The following is a 19,415-nucleotide window of genomic DNA, read 5'->3' as shown; positions in this document are numbered from 1 at the left end:
TTGCGAGGAGCGAAGCGACGTGGCAATCTCATGCAGTAATAACAAACTCCTGAGATTGCTTCGTCAAAACTTACAGTTTTTCCTCGTAATGACGACTTGGTATACGGGGAATGCCCGCTCTCGCAATGACAAAATATAAATTACGATCCGGCTTTGTTGTCTGCTTTAGGTAACATGATTTTTAAATCAGCTTTAGCTTCTAAATCAGCAATATATTTCTTTAGTATTTCTGCAGCTAATATATTATCAATAGTTACTTTTGCTTCTTCTTTTGTTGGAATAGGCACAGGTTTTTTCTCAAGCACTTTGATAATATGCCAACCGAAATCGGTTTTTACAGGAGTTGAAACTTCATTTACTTTTAAAGCAAAAGCTTTCTTTTCAAATTCCGGTACTAACTGCCCAGGTTGATTTAGTAGAATGTAACCGATAACGCCGCCGTTTGAAGCTGAAGCTTTATCAAGAGATAACTCTTCTGCAAGCTTAGTAAAGTTTCCGCCTTTGCTTAATTTGGTTTTTATATCATTAGCTTCTTTTTGAGATTTAACTAAAATATGAGCAACTTTTATTTGTTCTTTACCGTTAAGATTACCGACATATTTATTATATTCATCATCAAACATCTTATCTGTAATGTTAGATTTTATGTAGTTTGCTAGTAATTCTTGTTGAGCTAATTGATTTTTTGTATTTTCAAGTTTTTCCTGGAATTCTTTAGAAGAAGTAATATTTGACTTAGCAACTTCTTCTTTTAACAAAAGATTATTAACATAAATTTTTATTAATTTTTCCTGATCTTGTGGTGGAAAATCATCAAAATTTTTGATTGTTTCACCTGATTGAAGATTAAGCTGAGGCTTAAATTCTTTCATAATTTGCGATTCTTTTACTTCACCGCCTTTATAGGTAGCCACTACCTTGTCTTTATCAGCAAAAGCAATACCGGAAAGCATGCTAACTGATAAAAATATAACAGATAATTTTTTCATTTATGACTCATAATTGTGTTAAATATAAGCTTAAATTTTATAAAAATAATATATAACCGTCAACAGCTATTTGAGAATATTTTATTTATTAATAATAATTTACAAATATTTGTAGTAAAAAATTATTCATTTAAATAAAATTATAACATTTGATAATTTTATAAAATATACCTATATTTAAGTACTAAAATACTAAAAATATCATAAGGACTTTAATGCTTTCTATTTTAAAAAAACTTTTCGGTACTGCAAATGATCGTACTGTAAAAAAACTATTTTCTGAAATTACAAAAATTAACTCGCTTGAACCTGCTATACAAAAATTATCAGATCAGGAGTTGAAGAATAAAACTGTGGAGTTTAAAGAAAAGCTTAAAAACGGAGCTACTTTAGACGATATAGTATATGAAGCGTTTGCGGTAGTTAGGGAAGCAGCTAAAAGAGTTTGCGGTATGCGTCATTTTGACGTTCAGCTTATAGGCGGCCTGATATTACATCGAGGCATGATTACCGAAATGCGTACCGGTGAGGGTAAGACCTTAGTTGCAACGCTTCCTGCTTACTTAAATGCTTTAACTGGAAAAGGTGTACATGTTGTAACCGTAAATGATTATCTAGCACGCCGTGATTCTGCTTCCATGGGTAAAATTTACAATTTTTTAGGTTTATCGGTTGGATGTATTGTTGGCGGTATGCCTGATGAGGTAAAGCGAGCCGCCTATAACGCCGATATTACTCATGCAACAAATAATGAACTCGGTTTCGATTATTTAAGGGATAATATGAAGTATAGCTTGCAGGAGCGGGTACTTCGTCCTTTTAATTTTGCTATCATCGATGAGGTTGATTCGATTTTGATAGATGAAGCAAGAACTCCGCTCGTTATCTCGGGTCCGGTTAATGATAATGCAGAATTATACGGTAAAATTGATAAAATAGTACGTTTGCTTAATGCAAGTGATTTTGAAAAAGACGAAAAATTAAAAACTATCAATTTAACGGAAACCGGCATTACACATATAGAATTGCTTTTAAGTAAAGAAAATATTATAAAACCGGATACCAGTTTATATGATTTTGAGAATTTAACTTTAGTACATTATGTTAATCAAGCCTTAAGAGCTCATAATATGTTTACTGTTAATGTAGATTATTTGGTGCGTGAAGGTAAAGTAATGATTATTGATGAGTTTACCGGTCGTGTAATGGAAGGGCGTAGATATTCGGAAGGGTTACATCAAGCATTAGAAGCAAAAGAAAATGTGAAAATTCAAAATGAGAACCAAACTTTAGCATCTATTACTTTCCAAAATTATTTTCGTAATTATCCTAAATTATCGGGTATGACCGGTACGGCTATGACCGAAGCACCGGAACTAAAAGATATATATAATCTCGATGTGGTCGCAGTCCCAACCCATAATAAAGCTACAAGGCTTGACCTTGATGACGAAATTTACGGCAGTAAAAAAGAAAAATATGATGCTATCTTAAAGCTAATTAAGGATTGTTACGATCGTGGACAGCCTATACTTGTCGGTACGATAAGCATAGAAAAGTCAGAAGAACTTTCAAGCGTTTTAAATAAAGAAAAAATCCCTCATAAAGTATTAAACGCCAAATTTCATGAGCAGGAAGCTTTTATTATTGCTCAAGCAGGTAGGTTTAAGGCAGTAACGATTGCAACTAATATGGCAGGGCGCGGTACTGATATTATGCTTGGCGGTAATCCTGAAATGTTAATAGAACAGCTGGATAAAGAACATAATTATGAAGCTAAAATAGCTGAAATAAAAGCTCAAATTGCCGAAGAAAAGAAGCAGGTTATTGAAGCAGGCGGCTTATTTGTGATAGGTACGGAAAGGCATGAAAGCCGTAGGATAGATAATCAGCTAAGAGGAAGATCAGGTAGACAAGGTGATCCTGGTAAAACTAAGTTTTTCCTATCGCTTGATGACGATTTAATGCGTATTTTTGCATCAGATCGTATATCAGGAGTCCTTAGAACACTTGGATTGAAAGACGGAGAGGCTATCCACCATCCAATGATTAGTCGTTCACTTGAGAAAGCGCAGCAAAAAGTGGAAGGACATAACTACGAAATGCGTAAAAATTTATTACGTTTTGATGATGTAATGAATGACCAACGTAAGATAATATACGAGCAACGTACTGAAATTATTAAATCTAAAGATAGTCACGGTTTCTTAAATAGTACTACTGAGGAACTCGCCAAAAAGATAGTATTAACTTTCATGCCGGTAGGCTCTTATAGAGAAGATTGGGATATAGAGAATTTAAGCGTAGAATTACATCGTGTTTTTTCTATAAAATTTGATCATAATGTAGTAAGTAAAAATGATGTAACGGAAGAAGAAATCACGAAGACCGTTATACAAATGGCTTATGATATATATAAGTCAAAAGAAGAAGCCTATAGTAGCGAGTTAATGCATAATGCCGTGAAATATATTTTATTAACTACCCTTGATCAAGTTTGGAAAGATCATTTATATAGCTTAGATCATTTAAGACAAGGCATATCTCTTCGAGCTTATGGCCAAAAAGACCCTCTTAGTGAGTATAAAAGAGAAGCATTTAACTTATTCGAGCAGATGCTTAATAATTTAAAAGAATTATTTATTCAAACCGTATACCATTTCCATATTGACTTAAAACATGTTCAAAAAGAAGATGTTTCACTTGAGTATAAAAAACTTCAGAAAAATATGCGTGAGAGTCGGGAAGATCCGGCATTTAGTAAATATAACGCAGGAAGTAGCCTTGAGACTGACCTTAAACCATTCGTATCACGCATTGACCCAAAAGATAGAAACCCTGACGATCCTACTAGTTGGGGTAGGGTATCTCGTAATGAGCTATGCCCGTGCGGTTCAGGCAAGAAATATAAATATTGTCATGGTGCAAATGGATAGATGAAAACCTATAATACCCTATGATTTTTACTCTATGTCATTCCCGAGAAGGCGGGAATCCAGCAAAACTCGAAAAAATCAAAAGGTTATAGCTATTTCTTAAAATTTCTTTACATTTTTAGAAAAAGTAAAAATTCTTTGAGATTTTTATACTTTCTGGATTCCCGCCTTCTCGGGAATGAAATAAAACAAGCCATTAATTCTTAAGACAATACAACCTTTTTAAAAATTGTAGGGTATTATAATGCAAACCACTTTACCTCAGCGTTCTCTAAAATCCCAAGCTAGGCTTAATTTTATAGTGTAGCAAATTCTAGATATTGCACAAGATAAAATCGCTATGATTATCTTGTATTGCTCTTTTGCAAGAGGTGATTGGGTGCGTGATCTACCTAACGGTTGCCATAGCGATACCTATATTTTGATAATTCTGAAGAAAGGTAAATATAAAGGATATACTGCTTTAAGATTACAAGATACAATATATACCAAATTAAAAAAGACAGGAGTAATAAAGCTGCAAATTATCCCATATGACTCACGAATATCAATAATTCTTGAATCAATAGATGAAGTAAACAGGCAGTTAGAAAAAGGACGTTATTTTTATACGGATATAAAGAAGGCATTCTTTTATATGATAGCAAGGAATTTACACTTAGCGAAGCTAAAGATTTCCCTTGGAGCGAGATGAAAGAAATTGCTAAAGATTACTATGAAGAATGGTTTAGAAGTGGATGCGGGTTTTTGATTGATTGCCAATATCCATTTGAAAGAGGCGAATTAAACAAAAGTGCTTTTTATCTTCATCAAGCTACGGAGAGTTTTTACAGTAGCATCTTGTTAGTTTTTTCCAATTACAAACCTAAATTGTATAATATAGAAGAATTAGGGAGTATGGCAGAAAATTATAATAGTGAGCTATTGCAAGTATTTCCTATAGTAACCTCTGAGCAAAAAGAATGTTTTGAGTTACTTCAACTTTATATGAAGCAGTAAGCACTTTAATGTAGCAAAACTATTACTTAAGAACGGAGCTGAGGTGGATCAAAGAAAATCCGGAGGAATATCTTTGCATGCGGTTGCTAAAAACGTTCGATGTACTTCTAAAGATATGAAGGATGATGAAATATATAAGCTGTTAGTATCATATGGTGCTGATATCAACACAACAGTAGAATTTAAAGGAGTAGGGTTTAGTATATATGATGGAAAAACGATATCAGAAATAGTAGAATTTAAAATAGCATTAGTCGGTGAAAGTGAAGTAATAACGGTAATGATGTTTTGAGATATCTTAACATATTTATAGGCATTGCCTAGAAATCGTTGATACCGTCATTGTAAGTGGCTGTAGGTTCCTGTTGCATGGATACCAAATCGTCATTGCGAGCGACTGTAAGGAGCGTGGCAATCCAGAAAAATAATAAAAATGCTACGCATTTTACTAGATTGCTTCATCAATTACTTTGTAATTTTCCTCGTAATGACGTCAACTTTTCAAATTATCAACTTTTTCTAGGCAATGTCTATTTATCGACACGGTAGTTATTGACAAGCTTAGGAAAAAGTTTTATATTCTTCACAAGTTTAAGAAAAAGTTAATAGTATATGTCTAAAGCAAAAACAGCTTCCAAAAATAACCCGACTTCTAGGGAACAGGCTAAAGAATATTTTCATAACGGTCAGAAAATCAAACCGGTCAAGCTTATTGCTGCTCAAAAGTCTTTTCTAGCTGCCGAATATGAATCTTCCGGAGATTTAGTCGTAGGGAGCAATGGTCAGCCATTACCTTGGGGATTAGTTAAAAGCTTATCTTAATATTTTCATTTCCAAAAACCTCGCCAATAAATAATCGGGGGCATAGCTCAGGGGTAGAGCATCTGCTTTGCACGCAGAGGGTCAAGGGTTCGATTCCCTTTGCCTCCACCACTTCCGATAAGGGTTTTAAGGCTTTTTGAAATTTAGTAAAAACTTTGAATGTTCCTTTTGTTTTAATTTTTGCTCCATGTCTTGCTAAAAAAATATTCTGTACCTACTATTATTGGTTATGGGAAGTATTTACAACAGCAGAATCTAGGCAAAAACAATAATCTACATACTCAAAAACTGAGGTTACTATTTACTTGAGAAAGAAATATACGAAGCTTTGCTAGCACTCAGTAATTATAGCAGTGAAGAGAATAATAAATTATTAAATACAACTTATTGACTTATTAATATTATTTTCTTATAAATTAACAAAAAAATAAGGACATAATATGAGTGGTACAACAAAAAATATAAATGCAAAGGGAGCATGGGTCTTGATAGTTGGCTTGGCGTTACTGTAGGTGATAATATTACTCACTCTTTTAGTTTAGATACTAATAATATTTTTTAGGTATCACCGATACTATGAATTACTATAATGGCTTAGGTAGTATAGACATAAATAATGCACGTGTTAATTTGAATATAACTAATAGAGCTTTAGAAATAAATGCTAATAACAGACCTTTTAAATTGATTGTAGACGAGGATTTTTCTATAAAAATTGCAGAGTTTAATACCTATGATTCTCTTGTAATAGAGATATATCAAGGCATTGCTCTTAGAATACTAGACGAAGAATGTCCTTCTATGCCTATAACTTTGGGGCAAAATGCTAAAGTTAATTTTATCTATGAAAATGAGCAATATACTTTTACAAATCATTATCAAGATAAAATGAGTTTCCAAGATATAAATACGTTAGCAAAAATAGCTAATCTACCTCATAAAGAATTTGTTAAAATTTTATCTAATAATTATACGCTAGAAGAAATAAAGGAGATTGCAGATAAATATAAAGCAATAGATAAAGAGGCATTAAATTTATTTATAGGACAAAATTATAAGCTTTTTTATAGCTCTGATCAAACTGAAAATCCTTTTAAAGATCATACTCCATTTTTAAATTAGTAGACAAGTCTTTAGAAGAAAGTCCAATCCTTAATCTACTGCCTGTTGACCTTAAAATATCATATAGCTTCTTATTTAGAGGACAAAGTCGATATAATAGGCAATGACAGCTAAATCCTCTATCTACTACAATGTAAGCTGGCATACAGGCATGCAAGAAGATTTAAGCTACACGGCAAAGCTTGCCAATCACTTAATACATAAAAATGGTACGCAATGGCTTGATGTTTTAGATCAGGCATTAAATTTATACCAGTTAGGCACTCAGACTATGCAGATAGCAGGCGATATAAGAAAGCTAGTAGCAAGCACATCGCTGGTAGACTTTAAAGAAAAATTTACAAAATCTTGACTCTGTAAGATTTGGTATGTAGGTATCAAGGGTAGTAAGTACTACAAATAATTTAGTAGTTGAGAGTTCGCAGGACGTAATACAAGCACGGATGTCCGGTATGCAGATGAGCGTTGGCTTTAATAATGCCGGAACATATAAGGAGCTAGGAGGTAAAGCTAAAGTAGCTAGCCGAGATGTAGTGCGGACAACAGAATTATCAAAAAAATTTACTTTACTCTATTAGTTGTACGATAAATATATGATAAATAAATTTAGTAACTAAAAGAGTAACAAAATATATTAGATTTTGAATCTCAAATTGAACAAAAAGATGCCACATTAGAATTATATATATAAAACAATTCTTTTAATATATTGGATACTTTAAATAAGATAAATTCGATCCACATACGTCACTTAATAATATATCATCTTCTGAAGAAAATCCATTAATTAAGGAGTTAACCGCCATTAATGGACAAAAAATCCACCTTATTTATTCTCCGATAATTAAAAAAGTTTCAGCGTATATTAAGTGAAGATAATAAAATTATTGAAATAAAGAATGTGATGGAGAGTATAAACTTTACGTAGATCACCAAGGCTTAGGAGAAGTGCTTCCAACTCATGCTACAGGTTCTACTGGTACTAATGGAACAGTGGCTACTCCAGTGCCACAATATGAATCTGCATCTATTACTCCTAGAACAATGAATGCAGTAATTAATACTCCTATAACAGCAACCTTAGGAGGAACAGAGCCTATTATTAAAGAATATCAAGAACATATTCTGCAGAATGGATATTCAAATCTATATGTTATACGTTTTGCAGTAAAATTTGATCCTTCAGATCCTGTAAGTTTGAACAGTCATATATTACCTGACTCAATCTCAGGATTAACCCAAATTGAACAAGATATATTTTACTTATGCCTTGCATGAATTAATGCTTACAAGCCCTGCAAGTTCTATTATTGGGGTTGGACCAGGTAATTTTCTAAATAACGTAGTATTAGTAGATTTTTTTAAAAGAGACCTAGGTACTCAGCAAATACAAATAAATAATATTACTGGTTTTCCTGCTGGCATTCATACTGTGGAACAAGAAAATAATATAGTCACTTTAATTGATCCAAATAATTTCATTTTTAGTAATCCATTAGAAAACTTTGTTACATTTCTTGGGCCATCTCTATTTCCTAACCTAGTCCCACCTTTCACCATAGAAATAGAACAAAATATTCACGGTAATAAGCAAAAATTTTATAAATCTGATCCAACAATACCTGTTGGAAGAGGAACAAATGATTCAAGAGATTGCACAGATGTTGCAGTTAAAATTGCATTTAAATTAAACGAAGAACAACAAAAAGGTATTAATAATATAGCAAATATAGCAACCCTATTGGATCGTATAAAATCTTTATCAAATCAAAAAGCAGTTAATATTTTAATACCATATTATGAGATAAATATGAATGCATTACAAGACTTATTTGCCGCTCGTAGAGAGGAAATAATTAATTTATTAACAAAATATAAAGGTAATACTAATCTTGCACAAAAGGGAGGTATTACGACTTGAGCAAAATTACAGAAGTTTGATAGATTGCTAACTGAAGTAGAAACATTTTGTAATCAACCGGCAATGCAACCACTGTTACAAGATCTAAATAAACTTCAAGTAGTTGTAACAAAAAGATAAATAAGGTAGTATATTTTAAAAAGAGAAATTAAGAAAAATCTATTACACCTAGCCGTACAAGATAATAGTATAGAAAAAGTTAAGCCAGTGCTGAGGACTGCTTCAGAATTTACCAATATATGTGATGAAGATGGGCAGACTCCTTTACATATGGCTATTGATATAGGAAACATTGAAATAGTTGGGTTACTTCTTGAGAATATGAATAATGACGCTATTATTAAACCAACTAAAGATAGTAATAAATATACTGTCTTGCATTTGGCAGTACAAAATAGTAATTTAATAATAGTTCAAAAATTGTTTAGCTTTTTAAGTGACACAGAAAAATTGTTGCGACTTGTAAACTCTGTTGATGAAAGTGGTCAAACTGCAATTACATTTAGCGATTAGCAAAGGTAATACAAATATAACAAAATTACTTCTTGAAGCAATGGATTTTGAAAATATTATCAAATCAACTGAAGATAGCAACAGTTACATTATTTTACATTTAGAAGTGTATAGTGGTAATAAAAATATAGTTACAAAACTATTAAGCGTTCTTAGCACTGATTTAAATAAATGATCACAACTTTTCAATGCAGTTGATAAGCATTGTCAAACTGTATTACATTGGGCTGTTAGCAATGGTGATACTGACATAACAGCATTACTTCTTGAAAAAATGAATTTTAAAGACATCACCTCAATAACTAGGAATTTATCTTTACCAGTGAATAATAAAATAAATGCATTAATTACTACTAGATTACAAAAATTAGAGAATAAAGAAGTTAGTTATCAAGAATATCCTGCTCCTTCAAAGTCTATAACAGAAGAAAGCTTTATATTAAGTGATGAAAAAATTGATTATTCAAAGGATTTATTTGGATAAAGAAGCTTAAATACAGCCTAAATTAAGGGTAATCTAAATAGTACTTTTACTTTGCTATTGGTTAAAGAAAAATATAAAAATTATTAGCTTATATTAATTCTTCAGACAAATTTCACATAAACAGAGGATTAGAAACCAAATAATCAGTTTCTATCCTCTGCTAAGAATTTTAATTTATTCTATTTCGTTAATTATATTATCAATACATGGTAAAGTTATAGGTAAAAAACAAACAAAAACGGTGCTTTCTTTTTCGGTACTTATAACATCAAGCTCACCGTCCATTTCGTTTATTAACTGTTTTACTATAGCTATGTTTAAATTGAAACGGAATTTTTGTTATAGCAATATATAAGTTGCTCTTCCTCTTTAGATAGAATCGGTGTGCTCGACTTTATTATGAATGCTAAAACAACTTCTTTAGGCTTATCGTATTTTACTGCTTGGTGAGCTTTATCAAATGAATTAACAGTTACTGTAATAGCACCCTTAGCATTATATTCGATTGCATTAGTGATTAAATATTTTAATATATTGCTAATCTTATAATAATTCCCAACTATAGTATAAGGCATCTCCTTAGGTATATAGCTGAGTCTTAAATGCTTTTTCTTTGCTTCCTGTTTCATTAAATCTATTATAGCATAGTTCTTTAGAAGTAATCTTTTTGTGTAATAAAGGATTAGTATGTGACAAAGTATTAGTGAAAGTAATTAATTTATTACTATGTTTTATTAGTGCTTCTATAGTATTTTTAATGTTTGTTAAATTAAGGCTTTTTTTTGACACGTTCTAATTTTAAGAATTCAATAATATCATTGTGTAGCATTTCATAAAAACAAAGCAGTTCCCCTATGTAACGTGAAGTAAATTCATGTTGTGTGGTTCGTAGTTCATTTTGTAAAATCATACATTTATGAATATCACAATCACTTTCTGAATTGTCTTCTTGTATATGGTTTCTGCCGCTACCACCTTCCATTAAGGATTTTAAGCTAGCAACTACCGGTAAAAGCTTTGTTTGGTGTTCCCAGCTATTATGTGATTTTTGGGTCACTTTAGAAGTATTGCTTGAATTATTAAGATTAGCTTTTTTGTGTTTTGATTGTGGGGTATTATTTTTGTCATAATGTGTCTTCACTGTTTTGATTGTTCAAATGGTGCGTATGAATTAGATTAGTTTGTCGACTTTAGCTAATTTCTACGTTTTATATTACCTTATGCAATATCACCGGATCTATATTTAGCTCGGATTATTTAATAAATCTAGTATTATTTTTGCTTTAAATTGAAATTTAATTAAATATATTTGGTCTATCGAACAAAATAGAGATAATGAATATAAATAAACTCAAAGTTATTAAAAATCGTTATAAATGCCACAATATTCATTATTGAATAATCGGTATTTTTCCCTCTAGTGCTTGTTCCATGTGGGTTCTTACTGACTTAACATTAAGCCTTGCATAAATTAGAATAGACTTAATACTTTTATGACCAAGAGTTTTACCTATTATATTTGTATCAATATTTTTACTTGCCATCCAGCTGGCTAAGGTTCTACGAAGATCGTGTATTCTCAAGTTTTCTATTTTTGCTTTACTCGCTAATTATTTCTTTTGTGTCGGTTTCTTTTTTTCTTCTTTCTAATATCTCTATAGCTGGTGGCAATAGTGGTATTACATGCGGTTTCCCATTTTTAGTATTTGGAATTTCCCAAGTCTTTTTTCCCAATTAATATCTTTCCACGCCATTGCCAATACATTTCCTTTCCTAGCAGCAGTATAAAGAGAAATACAAACATAATCTCTCATTAACGGTGTAGCATTTTTAAATGCTTAAAAAAAAGCTTGTATTTCTTTTTCTAATAAGTATCTAACTCGTTCTTCTTCATCATTAAGTATATTATCATCATATATAGGGTTCTTTCCAAGAAAACCCTATGTAATAAGTTTATTAAATATTCTTTTAAACCTTTCCACTGCTACGTTTGCAGTTCTAAGTTTTTTAGCCTTAGTTAAGTCATTACTTTAATTTGTACCTAGCATTTATTTTTTTACCATAATAAAAAGTTTTACTACCGCCATAAGATGCTATTAATACTAAGCCTTCTAATTTATCATCTTTATATTTTACTTGACCTTCTCTGGGCATTGTAATTTTAATAAGCTCGCTATGTGTAAAATGAAATGAGTCCTTAGTCATAATTATTTTTTAATTTAAATTTTATATTTAACTATAAGTTGACGGCGGATATAACTCGATTAAAAAGGATATGCAAGTCCTAATTTTAAAAAATATTATGGCATTGCTAACTAAAAACAGATTAGTTAATAAATTAACATCATTGCAAAAAAATTCATAGCAATTGACGAAATTATAATGTTTCCAATATGTTCCATTTAATTAAAATTTGACTTGGAATTTAATAATAATTGCTAGATAAGGCAATCTAAAATAGTATTCAAGGACTATTTGAATAAAATGGATTAAAACGTTATAACTATTAGGATTTCAGAGGGGAAATAAGAAGAAATTATGATAGTTCTCGAATTATATAAAAATAGACCCTCTGCCTGTCATACAGCAGGTCGTAGGCTTGAACCCCTTTGTCTCCACCAAATATCTTCAGGCTTTCCAACCTTTCTAAATTTTCTAAAAATTCTATATGCTGCAAATAAACTAATTGTTCAAATTAAGTAAGTTTTTATTTATAACTAAATATTTTATTATTAATTTTGAGCTATAAACAAACATATAGTTGAAAAATAATTGTTACCATCTATTTTTATGAAAACTAGATTAGTTGTTTTGCAATTTTTAACCTATATAATCTATCACTAGATAAAATAAAGATATGCTTGATCAAGTAAAACAAAATCAAATAAATAGTGCTGCTTGGGCTGCTTGTGATACTTTTCACGGTGTGATGGATGCAGCAAATTATAAAGATTACATATTAGTAATGTTATTCTTTAAATATATTTCAGATGTTTGGAAAGTGCATGCAAAAAAATATGAAGAAAAATATAAAGACGAACCTTTAAGAGCCGAACAACAATTAAAACGAGAACAATTTGTAATACCACAAGGTGCAAATTTTTATGATGTTTTCGGACAACTCTGCTAAATTAGGTGAAGTATTGCGTGTCGATTTTAACTCAGAATATAATTTATGTAAGATCAAAGAACGAAATCGTCGTTTAAAAATGCTGTTAGAAGATTTTAACAAACCGGAATTAGATTTAAATCCCGATAGAGTTAGTGCAGATATTATAGGCGAATGTTATATTTATCTAATATAACGCTTTGTTTCAGATGCAGGCACAAAAGCCGGAGAATTTTATACTCCTGCTGCCGTATCAACTTATACTTGCCAAGCTTGCTGCTCCGGAGTCCGGCAATACAATTTGTTATCCGGCTTGTGGCTCCGGGTTCACTATTAATTAGAGCGGCTAAAGAAGTAGAGGATGATAATTATCCACTTTACGGTCAAGAAATGACTAATACAACATGGGCATTAGCACAGATTAATATGTTTTTGCACGCGGAAGGTGGAGCACATATTTATTGGGGTGATACACTAAATCATCCGGCGTTACTTGAAAACGATAAGATTATGGAGTTTGATATAGTTGTTGCCAACCCGCCTTTTAGTTTAGAAAAATGGGGGCATAAAAACGCAGTTAATGATGAGTATAATCGTTTTGAGCGTGGTATCCCTCCTAAAAGTAAGGGAGATTATGCCTTTATTTTGCATATTATTAAAACCACTAAGCCGCAGAGTGGACGTGCTGCTATAGTAGTACCGCACGGCGTATTATTGCGTGGGGGAAGCGAAGTTTTAATTCGTCAGAGTTTAATCGAAGATAATCTATTATATGCAGTAATTGGTCTGCCTGCTAATCTTTTTACTTCAACTAGTATTCCTGTTGCTATTTTAGTATTTGATCGCTCAAGAGACGAGAAAGGAGAAAACGAACAACGAAAAGATATATTATTTATCGATGCTAGTGGATTTTTTAACGCAGGTAAAGGGCAGAATTTTTTAGAAGACGAGCATATTAATAAAATTGTTGATACTTATAAAAATAGAAAAATCATTGAAAAATATTCTCATCGAGCAAATATCGAAGAAATTCGTGAAAATAAATATAATTTAAATATTCCCCGTTATATTGATACATATGAGAATGAGGAAGAAGTTAACATAGCAGAACTGCAACAATAAGAAATCCAATAATTCGAAAAAGATTTAGTAAATATACGTTCACAGTTGGATATTCATCTAAAAGAGCTTGGGGTTGTTAAAGGATGATTCAAGAGTACCCTTAGAGAGATAGCTTATATTCAACGTGGTAAGTTTTCTATTCGTCCAAGAAATGACCCTAGATATTACGGTGGTGAAATTCCTTTTATCCAAACTGGTGATATACCTCAGTCAAGTAGTGACGTTAGATATTATAAACAGACTTTAAACGAAAAAGGCTTAAAAGTAAGTAGATTATTTCCTAAAGGAACTATTGTATTAGCAATTGCAGCTAACATAGGAATTACTGTAATACTTGATTTTGATTCAGCCTTTCCCGATAGTATTGTAGGTATAACGCCTAAAAATAATGTTTATTATGCTGTTTTTGAAATGCCGGTAGAGTCATACGTAAAGGTAGTATACGTATATGTGATATTGTATTATTCGTTAATGGCATACCTTTTGTAGTAATTGAATGTAAATCGCCTATCGAGCCATTAGATCAAGCTATATCTCAGCATATATGTAATCAAAAATCAGCTGAAATACCGCATCTTTTTCATTATGCTCAATTATTAATTGCTATAAATAAAAATGAAGCGAAATATGCTACTGTAGGCAGCTCGGACAAATATTGGAGTATTGGGCGAGAAGAGGGAGAAAAAAACAAAATATCAATATTATACGTAATTTAATTAGCCGTTAACTGAAGAGGTCAAAAATCTTCTTTAGGCCGGTGATTTTGCTATTTGTAGAAATTATTTTGATAAACAACAATTAGCAGGTAACGTAGCACCTACCGAGCAAGATAAAGTACTTTATGCTCTATGTCGTCCTGAAAGATGACTTGATTTAGTTAAAAATTTTTGTGGTTTTGATAATGATGTAAGAAAAATAGCTCGTCATCATCAATTTTTCGGCACGCATGCAACTATAAAAAGGATAGGAGAACGTGAAAAGCATAACATTAGAAAAGGTAGGGTAATATGGCACACGCAAGGTACGGGCAAATCTTTAACAATGGTAATGATTGCCAAATGTCTACTAAAATCCGCTAATCTTGTGAGTCCACGTATCATAATTATAACCGATAGAATTGAACTTGACGGACAAATCGAAAGTACTTTTAAAGCTTGTGGACTTGAACCTAAACTTGCCACTATATCGGCAGAGCTAATTAAATTAATCAGAAGCGATGTATCTATTATAACTACGGTAATTAATACATTTCAGTTCTTGAAGATTATTATAAAGATTCTAATGATAAGATCTTGGCTCTTATTGACGCAGGTCATCGTACTCAATACGGTGATTTAGCAGATAACATGAGAACTATTTTGCCTAACGCTTGTTATATGCCGGTACACCGCTTTTAAAAGAGCAAAAAAACACTATGAGAAAGTTTGGTGGGCTAATTCATAAATATACTATAAAAAGTAAGTTCTGAAGTTGTTATATATTCTACTGATGACCGGGACGGTTATAAAGATATTGAAAGCGAAAATGAAATAGATAAATTTATAAAAAACATGAGGGAACAATATGGAGCAAAATTCAATAATAGAATTATTAAAAATTACTAACCGGTTTTGATGCACCGCGTAATGTCGTTATTTACATATGCAAAGAATTAAAAGAGCATAATCTTTTACAAACAATTGCTCGTGCGAATCGTCTATTTGAAGAAAAAGGGAAAACTAAAGAATACGGTTACATAATTGACTATGTAGGGTTATCGAATCAATTAAAACAAGCACATCAATTTTATGAAAATTATGGTTTAAACAATTTTGATAGAGAAGATTTAGAAGATGCTATATTTTTTGTAGATGATAAATTGAAAGCATTTTTTCCGTTACTACAAGAAATTAAAAATATTTTTATAAATGTGCCTAACGATTTGGATTTTGAACAGCCCGAACAGCATTTAGCCGATGAAGCTATACGTAATAAGTTTTATTTCTTGTTGAATAAATTTAAAAATCTGATTTCTATAGCTTCTAATTCTTATGAATTTTATGAAGAAAAAGAACGAGTTTATTTACAATATGAATAAAATTTAATAAGCTCAAAGAGATAGTGGAAAAGCGTTATAAAGAAAAACCGGATAAAAAAATATATACCGCTCAAATCATGAAGTTGCTTGATGAGTATGTTATTGCTGGTCATATTACTAAAACTGAAGCGGTTAACATTTTGGACGATGAAATATTTGAACAATTTATCAAAAGGACAGATATCACGGTCATGGATATGGCTAATCAAATACAAGATACTATTAAGGATTATATCGATATCGATCCTGCCTTTTATCAAAAATTTTCTACCATTATAGATAACACAATAATACAGCATCATAATAAACGTTTATCGGATAGTGATCTTTTAAATAGAGTTAAAAAAATAAGAGCTGAATTTAAAAATGATGTGCCAAGTGAACTCAGCACTAACAATAGCTTTTTATAGAAAAGCACTTAGCTTCTTACAGAATCGAAAAGATCAAAATCAGCGTGAAAATGCTATTCAAATTGCTCTTGATACCTATGACATCATTAAGCAGAAAATAATTGTTCATTGGACAAAAAATACTTCCATTTTAAATGAAAAATTCAATTGATGATTATTTTGTTGATGTTGTTAAAAAAGAAATGAGGATTGACTTTAATAATGAAAATTTAAGTGATGTTGTGGAAAGCCTAATTGATTTTGCTAAAGATCATGAAGCTAAATGATTTGGCTTAAATAACGCAAATAGCGAATTATTGCATAATGCGCTATTGTAGAATTTTTAAGCTATCAATATTTATATAATATCTGTAGTCGTATTATCGTAATATTTTCCTAATATGTCTAAAGCGTTTTGGTCATAGTCATTTTGAGCTTCCATATGCCATACCGGTTCATAATCGCGAGCTGCTAAAAAATGTTTTGTATAATGTTTTAATTCTCTCTCACCTGAGTTACCAAGTTTGTATGAAAGTGTATAAGAAATGGTGGGTTGATTTGGGGCTTTTTCTATTTTTTATTGAATATAATTATACTGTAATTCGTTTGTATTGCCTATAATGTGGATATGCAATTTATGCGTCTGTTGTAAGTTATATAGCTCTGTTAGCTTTTCAGGTGCTATTTTGCACATAGCATTCCAGCCTTTATCAAATACCTCATTATCTCATATAGGATTAACGTTTTTTTCTTGTATAAGCTCATTCATTTTCTTACGAAATTTTGCGGTAGTTATTTTACCGGTTTTATACTGATCTATTATTCCGTTAGTTTTTCTTCTTCTTTTGCCATAGTAGCAATATCCGGTATACTTAGTCCGCTGTATTCGCTAAATTTTATTATAGCGAGTTCCCTCTTGGTTAAAATTACCTGAGAATATTTAAAAACATGAGCTTTTATCATAGTGATTACCTATAAATTGTTAGTTTTAAAAATATAAAATTGTTAAATAAAAAATCAATATTATAATATTAAGAAATCATATTTAGGGTAAAATAATGAGTTTAAAAGCGGCTTGGCTAGATACGCCTCTTGGTTCTATGCTGGCAATTAGTGATGAAAAATTGCTTTATTTGCTAGAGTTTGTTGATAGAAGAGGTTTGGAGCGTGAAATTGAGAGGCTAAGGATTAAGACAGAATCTGCTATTATTCCTGGAAGCACTGAACCGATTTTAATGATTGAAGAGGATCTTCAATTGTACTTTAACGGTACTTTACAAAAATTTAATACGCCTATATGGTTTTTAGGAAGCCCATTTCAAAAAATGGTTGGCAAGAATTAATTAATATACCTTACGGTGAAACACGAAGCTATTTAAATCAGGCTAAAGCTTTGGGCAAACCTAATTCTTATAGAGCTGTTGCAAATGCTAATGGTATGAATCAGTTAGCAATCATTGTTCCTTGTCATCGTATTATTAATAGCAATGGCAAACTTGGAGGCTATAGCAGGGGATTACATCGTAAAAAATGGCTTATTGAACATGAGAGAAAATTTACAACAAATTAGAAATATTTTACTTGAGAATGTTACTATTCCTTTAGAATGTAGAGCGCTATTCTTGAATACTAGAGAAGGAGAGTATGGAGAGCATGACTGATTTATTGGTGTTACCGTGCCGACTTTACGTACAATAGCTAAAAGTTATTATAATTTGGATATGGAGGATTTAAGCCAACTTATTACTTCAGAATTTAATGAAGAGAGATTTTTAGCATTAGCTATTTTGATTATGCAATATCAGACAGCACAAGATAAAGAGTTTTTGTATAATTTTTATTTAAACAATATAAAACACGTAAATAATTGGAATTTAGTGGATGCATCAGCTCATCATATAATCGGAGCTTATTTATGGGATAAAGAAAAGGATTATCTCTTTACATTAACAAAATCGGAAATTCTATGGGAAAGACGAATAGCTATAGTTGCTACTTGGTATTTTATCAAAAATAATACATTAGATACGACTTTTGAAATAGCAAAATTACTCTTAAACGATAAACATGATTTAATGCATAAAGCAGTAGGTTGGATGCTACGTGAAGCAGGAAAAAAAGATGAAAAACAATTAATAGAGTTTTTGGATTGTTATACTTTACAAGTGTCAAGAACCGCAGTTCGTTATGCTATAGAGAGATTACCACAAGAAGTGTACAAAAAATATCTTTTAAAAAACTAGATTTATATTTAATCTATGCTAATATTTCATTTTAATTTATTAAGGGTATTATTATGCTAAAAACATTACTAATTAGTTTTATAACTTTAATTTGTGCAGTAAGCTATGCTGATAACCAAACAGCTCAAAATCCTAATGCTACAAATTCTTCTTCTGATCAGCCCGATGATTTACCTGCAGAGGCAGCCGTTCACTTTGCACAGCCTTGGGCAAGACCTACAACAAATGTGCAAGGTAAAGTTAGCAATTCTGCTATGTATTTTACATTAATAAATAGTAGAAGTAAGAGTTATAATTTAGTGAATATATCTTCAGATAAGATAAGTGGAATAGAAATTCATCAAACAATTAATGATCAAGGGGTTAGTAAAATGGTAAAAGTGGATTATCCATTTTTAATTGCCGGTAATATTAATGTTGATTTTAAGCCCGGTGACATGCATATTATGCTTTATGACCCAAAAGTAGATTTAAATGTAGGAGATGAGTTTAAAATAACCTTTTTCTTTGATGACAATACACGAAAAATAGTGAATGTTAAAGTCGCAAATGACAATCCGTATAATAAAACGGGGAATTGAAGATTATTGTTGCATGGTGCACTCTTCTATGTCATGCCCACAAAGGCGGGAATCCAGTAAAACCTATAAAAAACTTGTTTTTTTAGGTTTAATGTGTAATTTTTATAT

31 protein-coding genes, 1 tRNA gene and 6 pseudogenes are annotated in these 19,415 nt (G+C 31.3%); 29 read left to right on the top strand and 9 right to left on the bottom strand.

Features of this window, described 5'->3' with window-relative positions; all coding sequences use genetic code 11:
- Nucleotides 1-140: 140 nt before the first annotated feature.
- On the bottom strand, nt 141-989 hold the full coding sequence (locus RJP_RS04570) for a foldase protein PrsA (protein WP_014120924.1): 849 nt from the start codon (nt 987-989) through the stop codon (nt 141-143).
- Between the two features lie 215 nt (nt 990-1,204).
- Here RJP_RS04570 and secA point away from each other — a divergent pair, with 215 nt between their 5' ends.
- The 14 genes from secA (at nt 1,205) to RJP_RS04510 (ending at nt 9,786) form a co-directional block, all read left to right on the top strand.
- The gene (gene secA / locus RJP_RS04565) at nt 1,205-3,925 is read left to right on the top strand and encodes a preprotein translocase subunit SecA (protein WP_014014526.1); all 2,721 of its coding nucleotides are present in this window, start codon (nt 1,205-1,207) and stop codon (nt 3,923-3,925) included.
- A gap of 340 nt (nt 3,926-4,265) precedes the next feature.
- Nucleotides 4,266-4,619, top strand: coding sequence for a hypothetical protein (locus RJP_RS10615; protein ID WP_225981233.1), 354 nt, complete (start codon nt 4,266-4,268; stop codon nt 4,617-4,619).
- Nucleotides 4,616-4,924, top strand: a complete 309-nt coding sequence (locus RJP_RS10610; RefSeq protein ID WP_225981232.1) for a HEPN domain-containing protein — start codon at nt 4,616-4,618, stop codon at nt 4,922-4,924. Before RJP_RS10615 ends, RJP_RS10610 begins: the two co-directional genes overlap by 4 nt.
- A gap of 43 nt (nt 4,925-4,967) precedes the next feature.
- Entirely contained in the window at nt 4,968-5,216 is a 249-nt protein-coding gene (locus RJP_RS04555; RefSeq protein WP_024704608.1) for a hypothetical protein, read from the top strand.
- Between the two features lie 320 nt (nt 5,217-5,536).
- The gene (locus RJP_RS04550; protein ID WP_004998070.1) at nt 5,537-5,746 is read left to right on the top strand and encodes a hypothetical protein; all 210 of its coding nucleotides are present in this window, start codon (nt 5,537-5,539) and stop codon (nt 5,744-5,746) included.
- Nucleotides 5,747-5,782: 36 nt separating this feature from the next.
- Nucleotides 5,783-5,857: transfer RNA gene (locus tag RJP_RS04545), tRNA-Ala, on the top strand.
- Between the two features lie 465 nt (nt 5,858-6,322).
- Nucleotides 6,323-6,868 (top strand): hypothetical protein, encoded by a 546-nt coding sequence (locus RJP_RS04540; RefSeq protein ID WP_014120923.1) that lies wholly within the window; start codon nt 6,323-6,325, stop codon nt 6,866-6,868.
- Nucleotides 6,869-6,971: 103 nt separating this feature from the next.
- The gene (locus tag RJP_RS04535; protein WP_014120922.1) at nt 6,972-7,220 is read left to right on the top strand and encodes a hypothetical protein; all 249 of its coding nucleotides are present in this window, start codon (nt 6,972-6,974) and stop codon (nt 7,218-7,220) included.
- A gap of 91 nt (nt 7,221-7,311) precedes the next feature.
- Nucleotides 7,312-7,446 carry a hypothetical protein gene (locus RJP_RS11075; protein WP_014120921.1) on the top strand — a complete coding sequence of 45 codons (135 nt, stop codon included), beginning with the start codon at nt 7,312-7,314 and terminating at the stop codon, nt 7,444-7,446.
- Nucleotides 7,447-7,816: 370 nt separating this feature from the next.
- Nucleotides 7,817-8,146 carry a hypothetical protein gene (locus tag RJP_RS04530; RefSeq protein WP_014120920.1) on the top strand — a complete coding sequence of 110 codons (330 nt, stop codon included), beginning with the start codon at nt 7,817-7,819 and terminating at the stop codon, nt 8,144-8,146.
- Nucleotides 8,112-8,789 (top strand): hypothetical protein, encoded by a 678-nt coding sequence (locus RJP_RS04525; protein ID WP_014120919.1) that lies wholly within the window; start codon nt 8,112-8,114, stop codon nt 8,787-8,789. The genes RJP_RS04530 and RJP_RS04525 overlap by 35 nt, the downstream gene beginning before the upstream one ends.
- A gap of 132 nt (nt 8,790-8,921) precedes the next feature.
- A complete protein-coding gene (locus tag RJP_RS04520) occupies nt 8,922-9,302 on the top strand; it encodes an ankyrin repeat domain-containing protein (protein WP_332844266.1) in 381 nt (126 codons plus the stop codon).
- The gene (locus RJP_RS04515) at nt 9,265-9,477 is read left to right on the top strand and encodes an ankyrin repeat domain-containing protein (RefSeq protein ID WP_014014517.1); all 213 of its coding nucleotides are present in this window, start codon (nt 9,265-9,267) and stop codon (nt 9,475-9,477) included. The genes RJP_RS04520 and RJP_RS04515 overlap by 38 nt, the downstream gene beginning before the upstream one ends.
- A 99-nt stretch (nt 9,478-9,576) precedes the next feature.
- On the top strand, nt 9,577-9,786 hold the full coding sequence (locus RJP_RS04510) for a hypothetical protein (protein ID WP_014014516.1): 210 nt from the start codon (nt 9,577-9,579) through the stop codon (nt 9,784-9,786).
- 317 nt (nt 9,787-10,103) lie between these two features.
- Here the strand turns inward: RJP_RS04510 and RJP_RS04505 are convergent, their stop codons facing one another.
- From RJP_RS04505 to RJP_RS04490, 6 genes are all read right to left on the bottom strand, one after another.
- A complete protein-coding gene (locus RJP_RS04505) occupies nt 10,104-10,361 on the bottom strand; it encodes a hypothetical protein (RefSeq protein WP_014120915.1) in 258 nt (85 codons plus the stop codon).
- Nucleotides 10,362-10,365: 4 nt separating this feature from the next.
- Nucleotides 10,366-10,575, bottom strand: coding sequence for a hypothetical protein (locus tag RJP_RS08045; protein WP_014120914.1), 210 nt, complete (start codon nt 10,573-10,575; stop codon nt 10,366-10,368).
- On the bottom strand, nt 10,556-10,927 hold the full coding sequence (locus RJP_RS04500; RefSeq protein ID WP_014120913.1) for a hypothetical protein: 372 nt from the start codon (nt 10,925-10,927) through the stop codon (nt 10,556-10,558). The genes RJP_RS08045 and RJP_RS04500 overlap by 20 nt, the downstream gene beginning before the upstream one ends.
- Before the next feature lie 250 nt (nt 10,928-11,177).
- Nucleotides 11,178-11,369: a tyrosine-type recombinase/integrase gene (locus tag RJP_RS04495; RefSeq protein ID WP_014120912.1), complete on the bottom strand. Its 192-nt coding sequence runs from the start codon at nt 11,367-11,369 to the stop codon at nt 11,178-11,180.
- Nucleotides 11,370-11,385: 16 nt separating this feature from the next.
- Nucleotides 11,386-11,520 (bottom strand): site-specific integrase, encoded by a 135-nt coding sequence (locus RJP_RS11070; protein ID WP_014120911.1) that lies wholly within the window; start codon nt 11,518-11,520, stop codon nt 11,386-11,388.
- Between the two features lie 291 nt (nt 11,521-11,811).
- A complete protein-coding gene (locus RJP_RS04490; protein WP_014120910.1) occupies nt 11,812-11,991 on the bottom strand; it encodes a hypothetical protein in 180 nt (59 codons plus the stop codon).
- A gap of 652 nt (nt 11,992-12,643) precedes the next feature.
- Here RJP_RS04490 and RJP_RS10605 point away from each other — a divergent pair.
- From RJP_RS10605 to RJP_RS11065, 12 genes and pseudogenes are all read left to right on the top strand, one after another.
- Nucleotides 12,644-12,916: a type I restriction-modification system subunit M N-terminal domain-containing protein gene (locus RJP_RS10605; protein WP_225981231.1), complete on the top strand. Its 273-nt coding sequence runs from the start codon at nt 12,644-12,646 to the stop codon at nt 12,914-12,916.
- The gene (locus tag RJP_RS10600) at nt 12,891-13,091 is read left to right on the top strand and encodes a hypothetical protein (RefSeq protein ID WP_225981230.1); all 201 of its coding nucleotides are present in this window, start codon (nt 12,891-12,893) and stop codon (nt 13,089-13,091) included. Before RJP_RS10605 ends, RJP_RS10600 begins: the two co-directional genes overlap by 26 nt.
- 119 nt (nt 13,092-13,210) lie before the next feature.
- The gene (locus RJP_RS10595; RefSeq protein ID WP_225981229.1) at nt 13,211-14,017 is read left to right on the top strand and encodes an N-6 DNA methylase; all 807 of its coding nucleotides are present in this window, start codon (nt 13,211-13,213) and stop codon (nt 14,015-14,017) included.
- Between the two features lie 105 nt (nt 14,018-14,122).
- Nucleotides 14,123-14,506: pseudogene (locus RJP_RS11595) on the top strand (restriction endonuclease subunit S); the annotation flags it as partial.
- Nucleotides 14,443-14,733, top strand: a complete 291-nt coding sequence (locus tag RJP_RS11590) for a type I restriction endonuclease (RefSeq protein WP_081497975.1) — start codon at nt 14,443-14,445, stop codon at nt 14,731-14,733. The pseudogene RJP_RS11595 and the gene RJP_RS11590, both read left to right, overlap by 64 nt.
- 199 nt (nt 14,734-14,932) lie before the next feature.
- Nucleotides 14,933-15,355 (top strand): DEAD/DEAH box helicase family protein, encoded by a 423-nt coding sequence (locus tag RJP_RS08030; RefSeq protein WP_081497922.1) that lies wholly within the window; start codon nt 14,933-14,935, stop codon nt 15,353-15,355.
- Nucleotides 15,310-15,485, top strand: a pseudogene (locus RJP_RS11585) (hypothetical protein). The gene RJP_RS08030 and the pseudogene RJP_RS11585 overlap by 46 nt, the downstream one beginning before the upstream one ends.
- Nucleotides 15,472-15,668, top strand: a pseudogene (locus tag RJP_RS11415) (type I restriction endonuclease subunit R); the annotation flags it as partial. The pseudogenes RJP_RS11585 and RJP_RS11415, both read left to right, overlap by 14 nt.
- Nucleotides 15,651-15,704: pseudogene (locus RJP_RS11580) on the top strand (hypothetical protein); the annotation flags it as partial. The pseudogenes RJP_RS11415 and RJP_RS11580, both read left to right, overlap by 18 nt.
- Before the next feature lie 171 nt (nt 15,705-15,875).
- On the top strand, nt 15,876-16,094 hold the full coding sequence (locus RJP_RS04475) for a hypothetical protein (protein ID WP_037215356.1): 219 nt from the start codon (nt 15,876-15,878) through the stop codon (nt 16,092-16,094).
- 23 nt (nt 16,095-16,117) lie between these two features.
- Nucleotides 16,118-16,504 (top strand): hypothetical protein, encoded by a 387-nt coding sequence (locus tag RJP_RS04470; RefSeq protein ID WP_225981228.1) that lies wholly within the window; start codon nt 16,118-16,120, stop codon nt 16,502-16,504.
- 134 nt (nt 16,505-16,638) lie between these two features.
- Nucleotides 16,639-16,770, top strand: coding sequence for a hypothetical protein (locus tag RJP_RS11065; protein ID WP_014014507.1), 132 nt, complete (start codon nt 16,639-16,641; stop codon nt 16,768-16,770).
- Between the two features lie 290 nt (nt 16,771-17,060).
- Here RJP_RS11065 and RJP_RS11410 read toward each other — a convergent pair.
- Nucleotides 17,061-17,252: pseudogene (locus RJP_RS11410) on the bottom strand (hypothetical protein).
- A 50-nt stretch (nt 17,253-17,302) separates the two neighbouring features.
- The gene (locus RJP_RS09615; RefSeq protein ID WP_014014506.1) at nt 17,303-17,446 is read right to left on the bottom strand and encodes a hypothetical protein; all 144 of its coding nucleotides are present in this window, start codon (nt 17,444-17,446) and stop codon (nt 17,303-17,305) included.
- Nucleotides 17,447-17,541: 95 nt separating this feature from the next.
- On the opposite strand from RJP_RS09615, the pseudogene RJP_RS04460 reads away from it, so the two are divergent.
- The 3 genes and pseudogenes from RJP_RS04460 to RJP_RS04445 all read left to right on the top strand — a co-directional run bounded on the left by RJP_RS04460 (nt 17,542) and on the right by RJP_RS04445 (nt 19,307).
- Nucleotides 17,542-18,053: pseudogene (locus RJP_RS04460) on the top strand (methylated-DNA--[protein]-cysteine S-methyltransferase).
- Between the two features lie 94 nt (nt 18,054-18,147).
- Nucleotides 18,148-18,726: a DNA alkylation repair protein gene (locus RJP_RS04450; RefSeq protein WP_332844265.1), complete on the top strand. Its 579-nt coding sequence runs from the start codon at nt 18,148-18,150 to the stop codon at nt 18,724-18,726.
- A 53-nt stretch (nt 18,727-18,779) separates the two neighbouring features.
- Complete coding sequence (locus tag RJP_RS04445; protein ID WP_014014504.1) at nt 18,780-19,307, top strand: copper chaperone PCu(A)C; 528 nt, start codon at nt 18,780-18,782, stop codon at nt 19,305-19,307.
- The last annotated feature ends 108 nt before the right edge of the window (nt 19,308-19,415 follow it).

The organism is Rickettsia japonica YH, from assembly GCF_000283595.1.
GTDB classification, from domain to species: Bacteria; Pseudomonadota; Alphaproteobacteria; order Rickettsiales; family Rickettsiaceae; genus Rickettsia; species Rickettsia rickettsii.
This window is presented reverse-complemented; position numbering and strand designations above follow the sequence as displayed.

Coding starts and splice junctions, on each gene's coding strand:
- RJP_RS10605 (WP_225981231.1), top strand. CDS start 12,644: ATGCTTGATCAAGTAAAACAAAATCAAATAAATAGTGCTGCTTGGGCT.
- RJP_RS04540 (WP_014120923.1), top strand. CDS start 6,323: ATGAATTACTATAATGGCTTAGGTAGTATAGACATAAATAATGCACGT.
- RJP_RS04535 (WP_014120922.1), top strand. CDS start 6,972: ATGACAGCTAAATCCTCTATCTACTACAATGTAAGCTGGCATACAGGC.
- RJP_RS04550 (WP_004998070.1), top strand. CDS start 5,537: ATGTCTAAAGCAAAAACAGCTTCCAAAAATAACCCGACTTCTAGGGAA.
- RJP_RS10610 (WP_225981232.1), top strand. CDS start 4,616: ATGAAAGAAATTGCTAAAGATTACTATGAAGAATGGTTTAGAAGTGGA.
- RJP_RS04490 (WP_014120910.1), bottom strand. CDS start 11,991: ATGACTAAGGACTCATTTCATTTTACACATAGCGAGCTTATTAAAATT.
- RJP_RS04510 (WP_014014516.1), top strand. CDS start 9,577: ATGAATTTTAAAGACATCACCTCAATAACTAGGAATTTATCTTTACCA.
- RJP_RS11075 (WP_014120921.1), top strand. CDS start 7,312: ATGTCCGGTATGCAGATGAGCGTTGGCTTTAATAATGCCGGAACATAT.
- RJP_RS10600 (WP_225981230.1), top strand. CDS start 12,891: ATGATGTTTTCGGACAACTCTGCTAAATTAGGTGAAGTATTGCGTGTC.
- secA (WP_014014526.1), top strand. CDS start 1,205: ATGCTTTCTATTTTAAAAAAACTTTTCGGTACTGCAAATGATCGTACT.
- RJP_RS04570 (WP_014120924.1), bottom strand. CDS start 989: ATGAAAAAATTATCTGTTATATTTTTATCAGTTAGCATGCTTTCCGGT.
- RJP_RS04515 (WP_014014517.1), top strand. CDS start 9,265: ATGAAAGTGGTCAAACTGCAATTACATTTAGCGATTAGCAAAGGTAAT.
- RJP_RS11065 (WP_014014507.1), top strand. CDS start 16,639: ATGAAAAATTCAATTGATGATTATTTTGTTGATGTTGTTAAAAAAGAA.
- RJP_RS04505 (WP_014120915.1), bottom strand. CDS start 10,361: ATGCCTTATACTATAGTTGGGAATTATTATAAGATTAGCAATATATTA.
- RJP_RS09615 (WP_014014506.1), bottom strand. CDS start 17,446: ATGATAAAAGCTCATGTTTTTAAATATTCTCAGGTAATTTTAACCAAG.
- RJP_RS10615 (WP_225981233.1), top strand. CDS start 4,266: ATGATTATCTTGTATTGCTCTTTTGCAAGAGGTGATTGGGTGCGTGAT.
- RJP_RS04445 (WP_014014504.1), top strand. CDS start 18,780: ATGCTAAAAACATTACTAATTAGTTTTATAACTTTAATTTGTGCAGTA.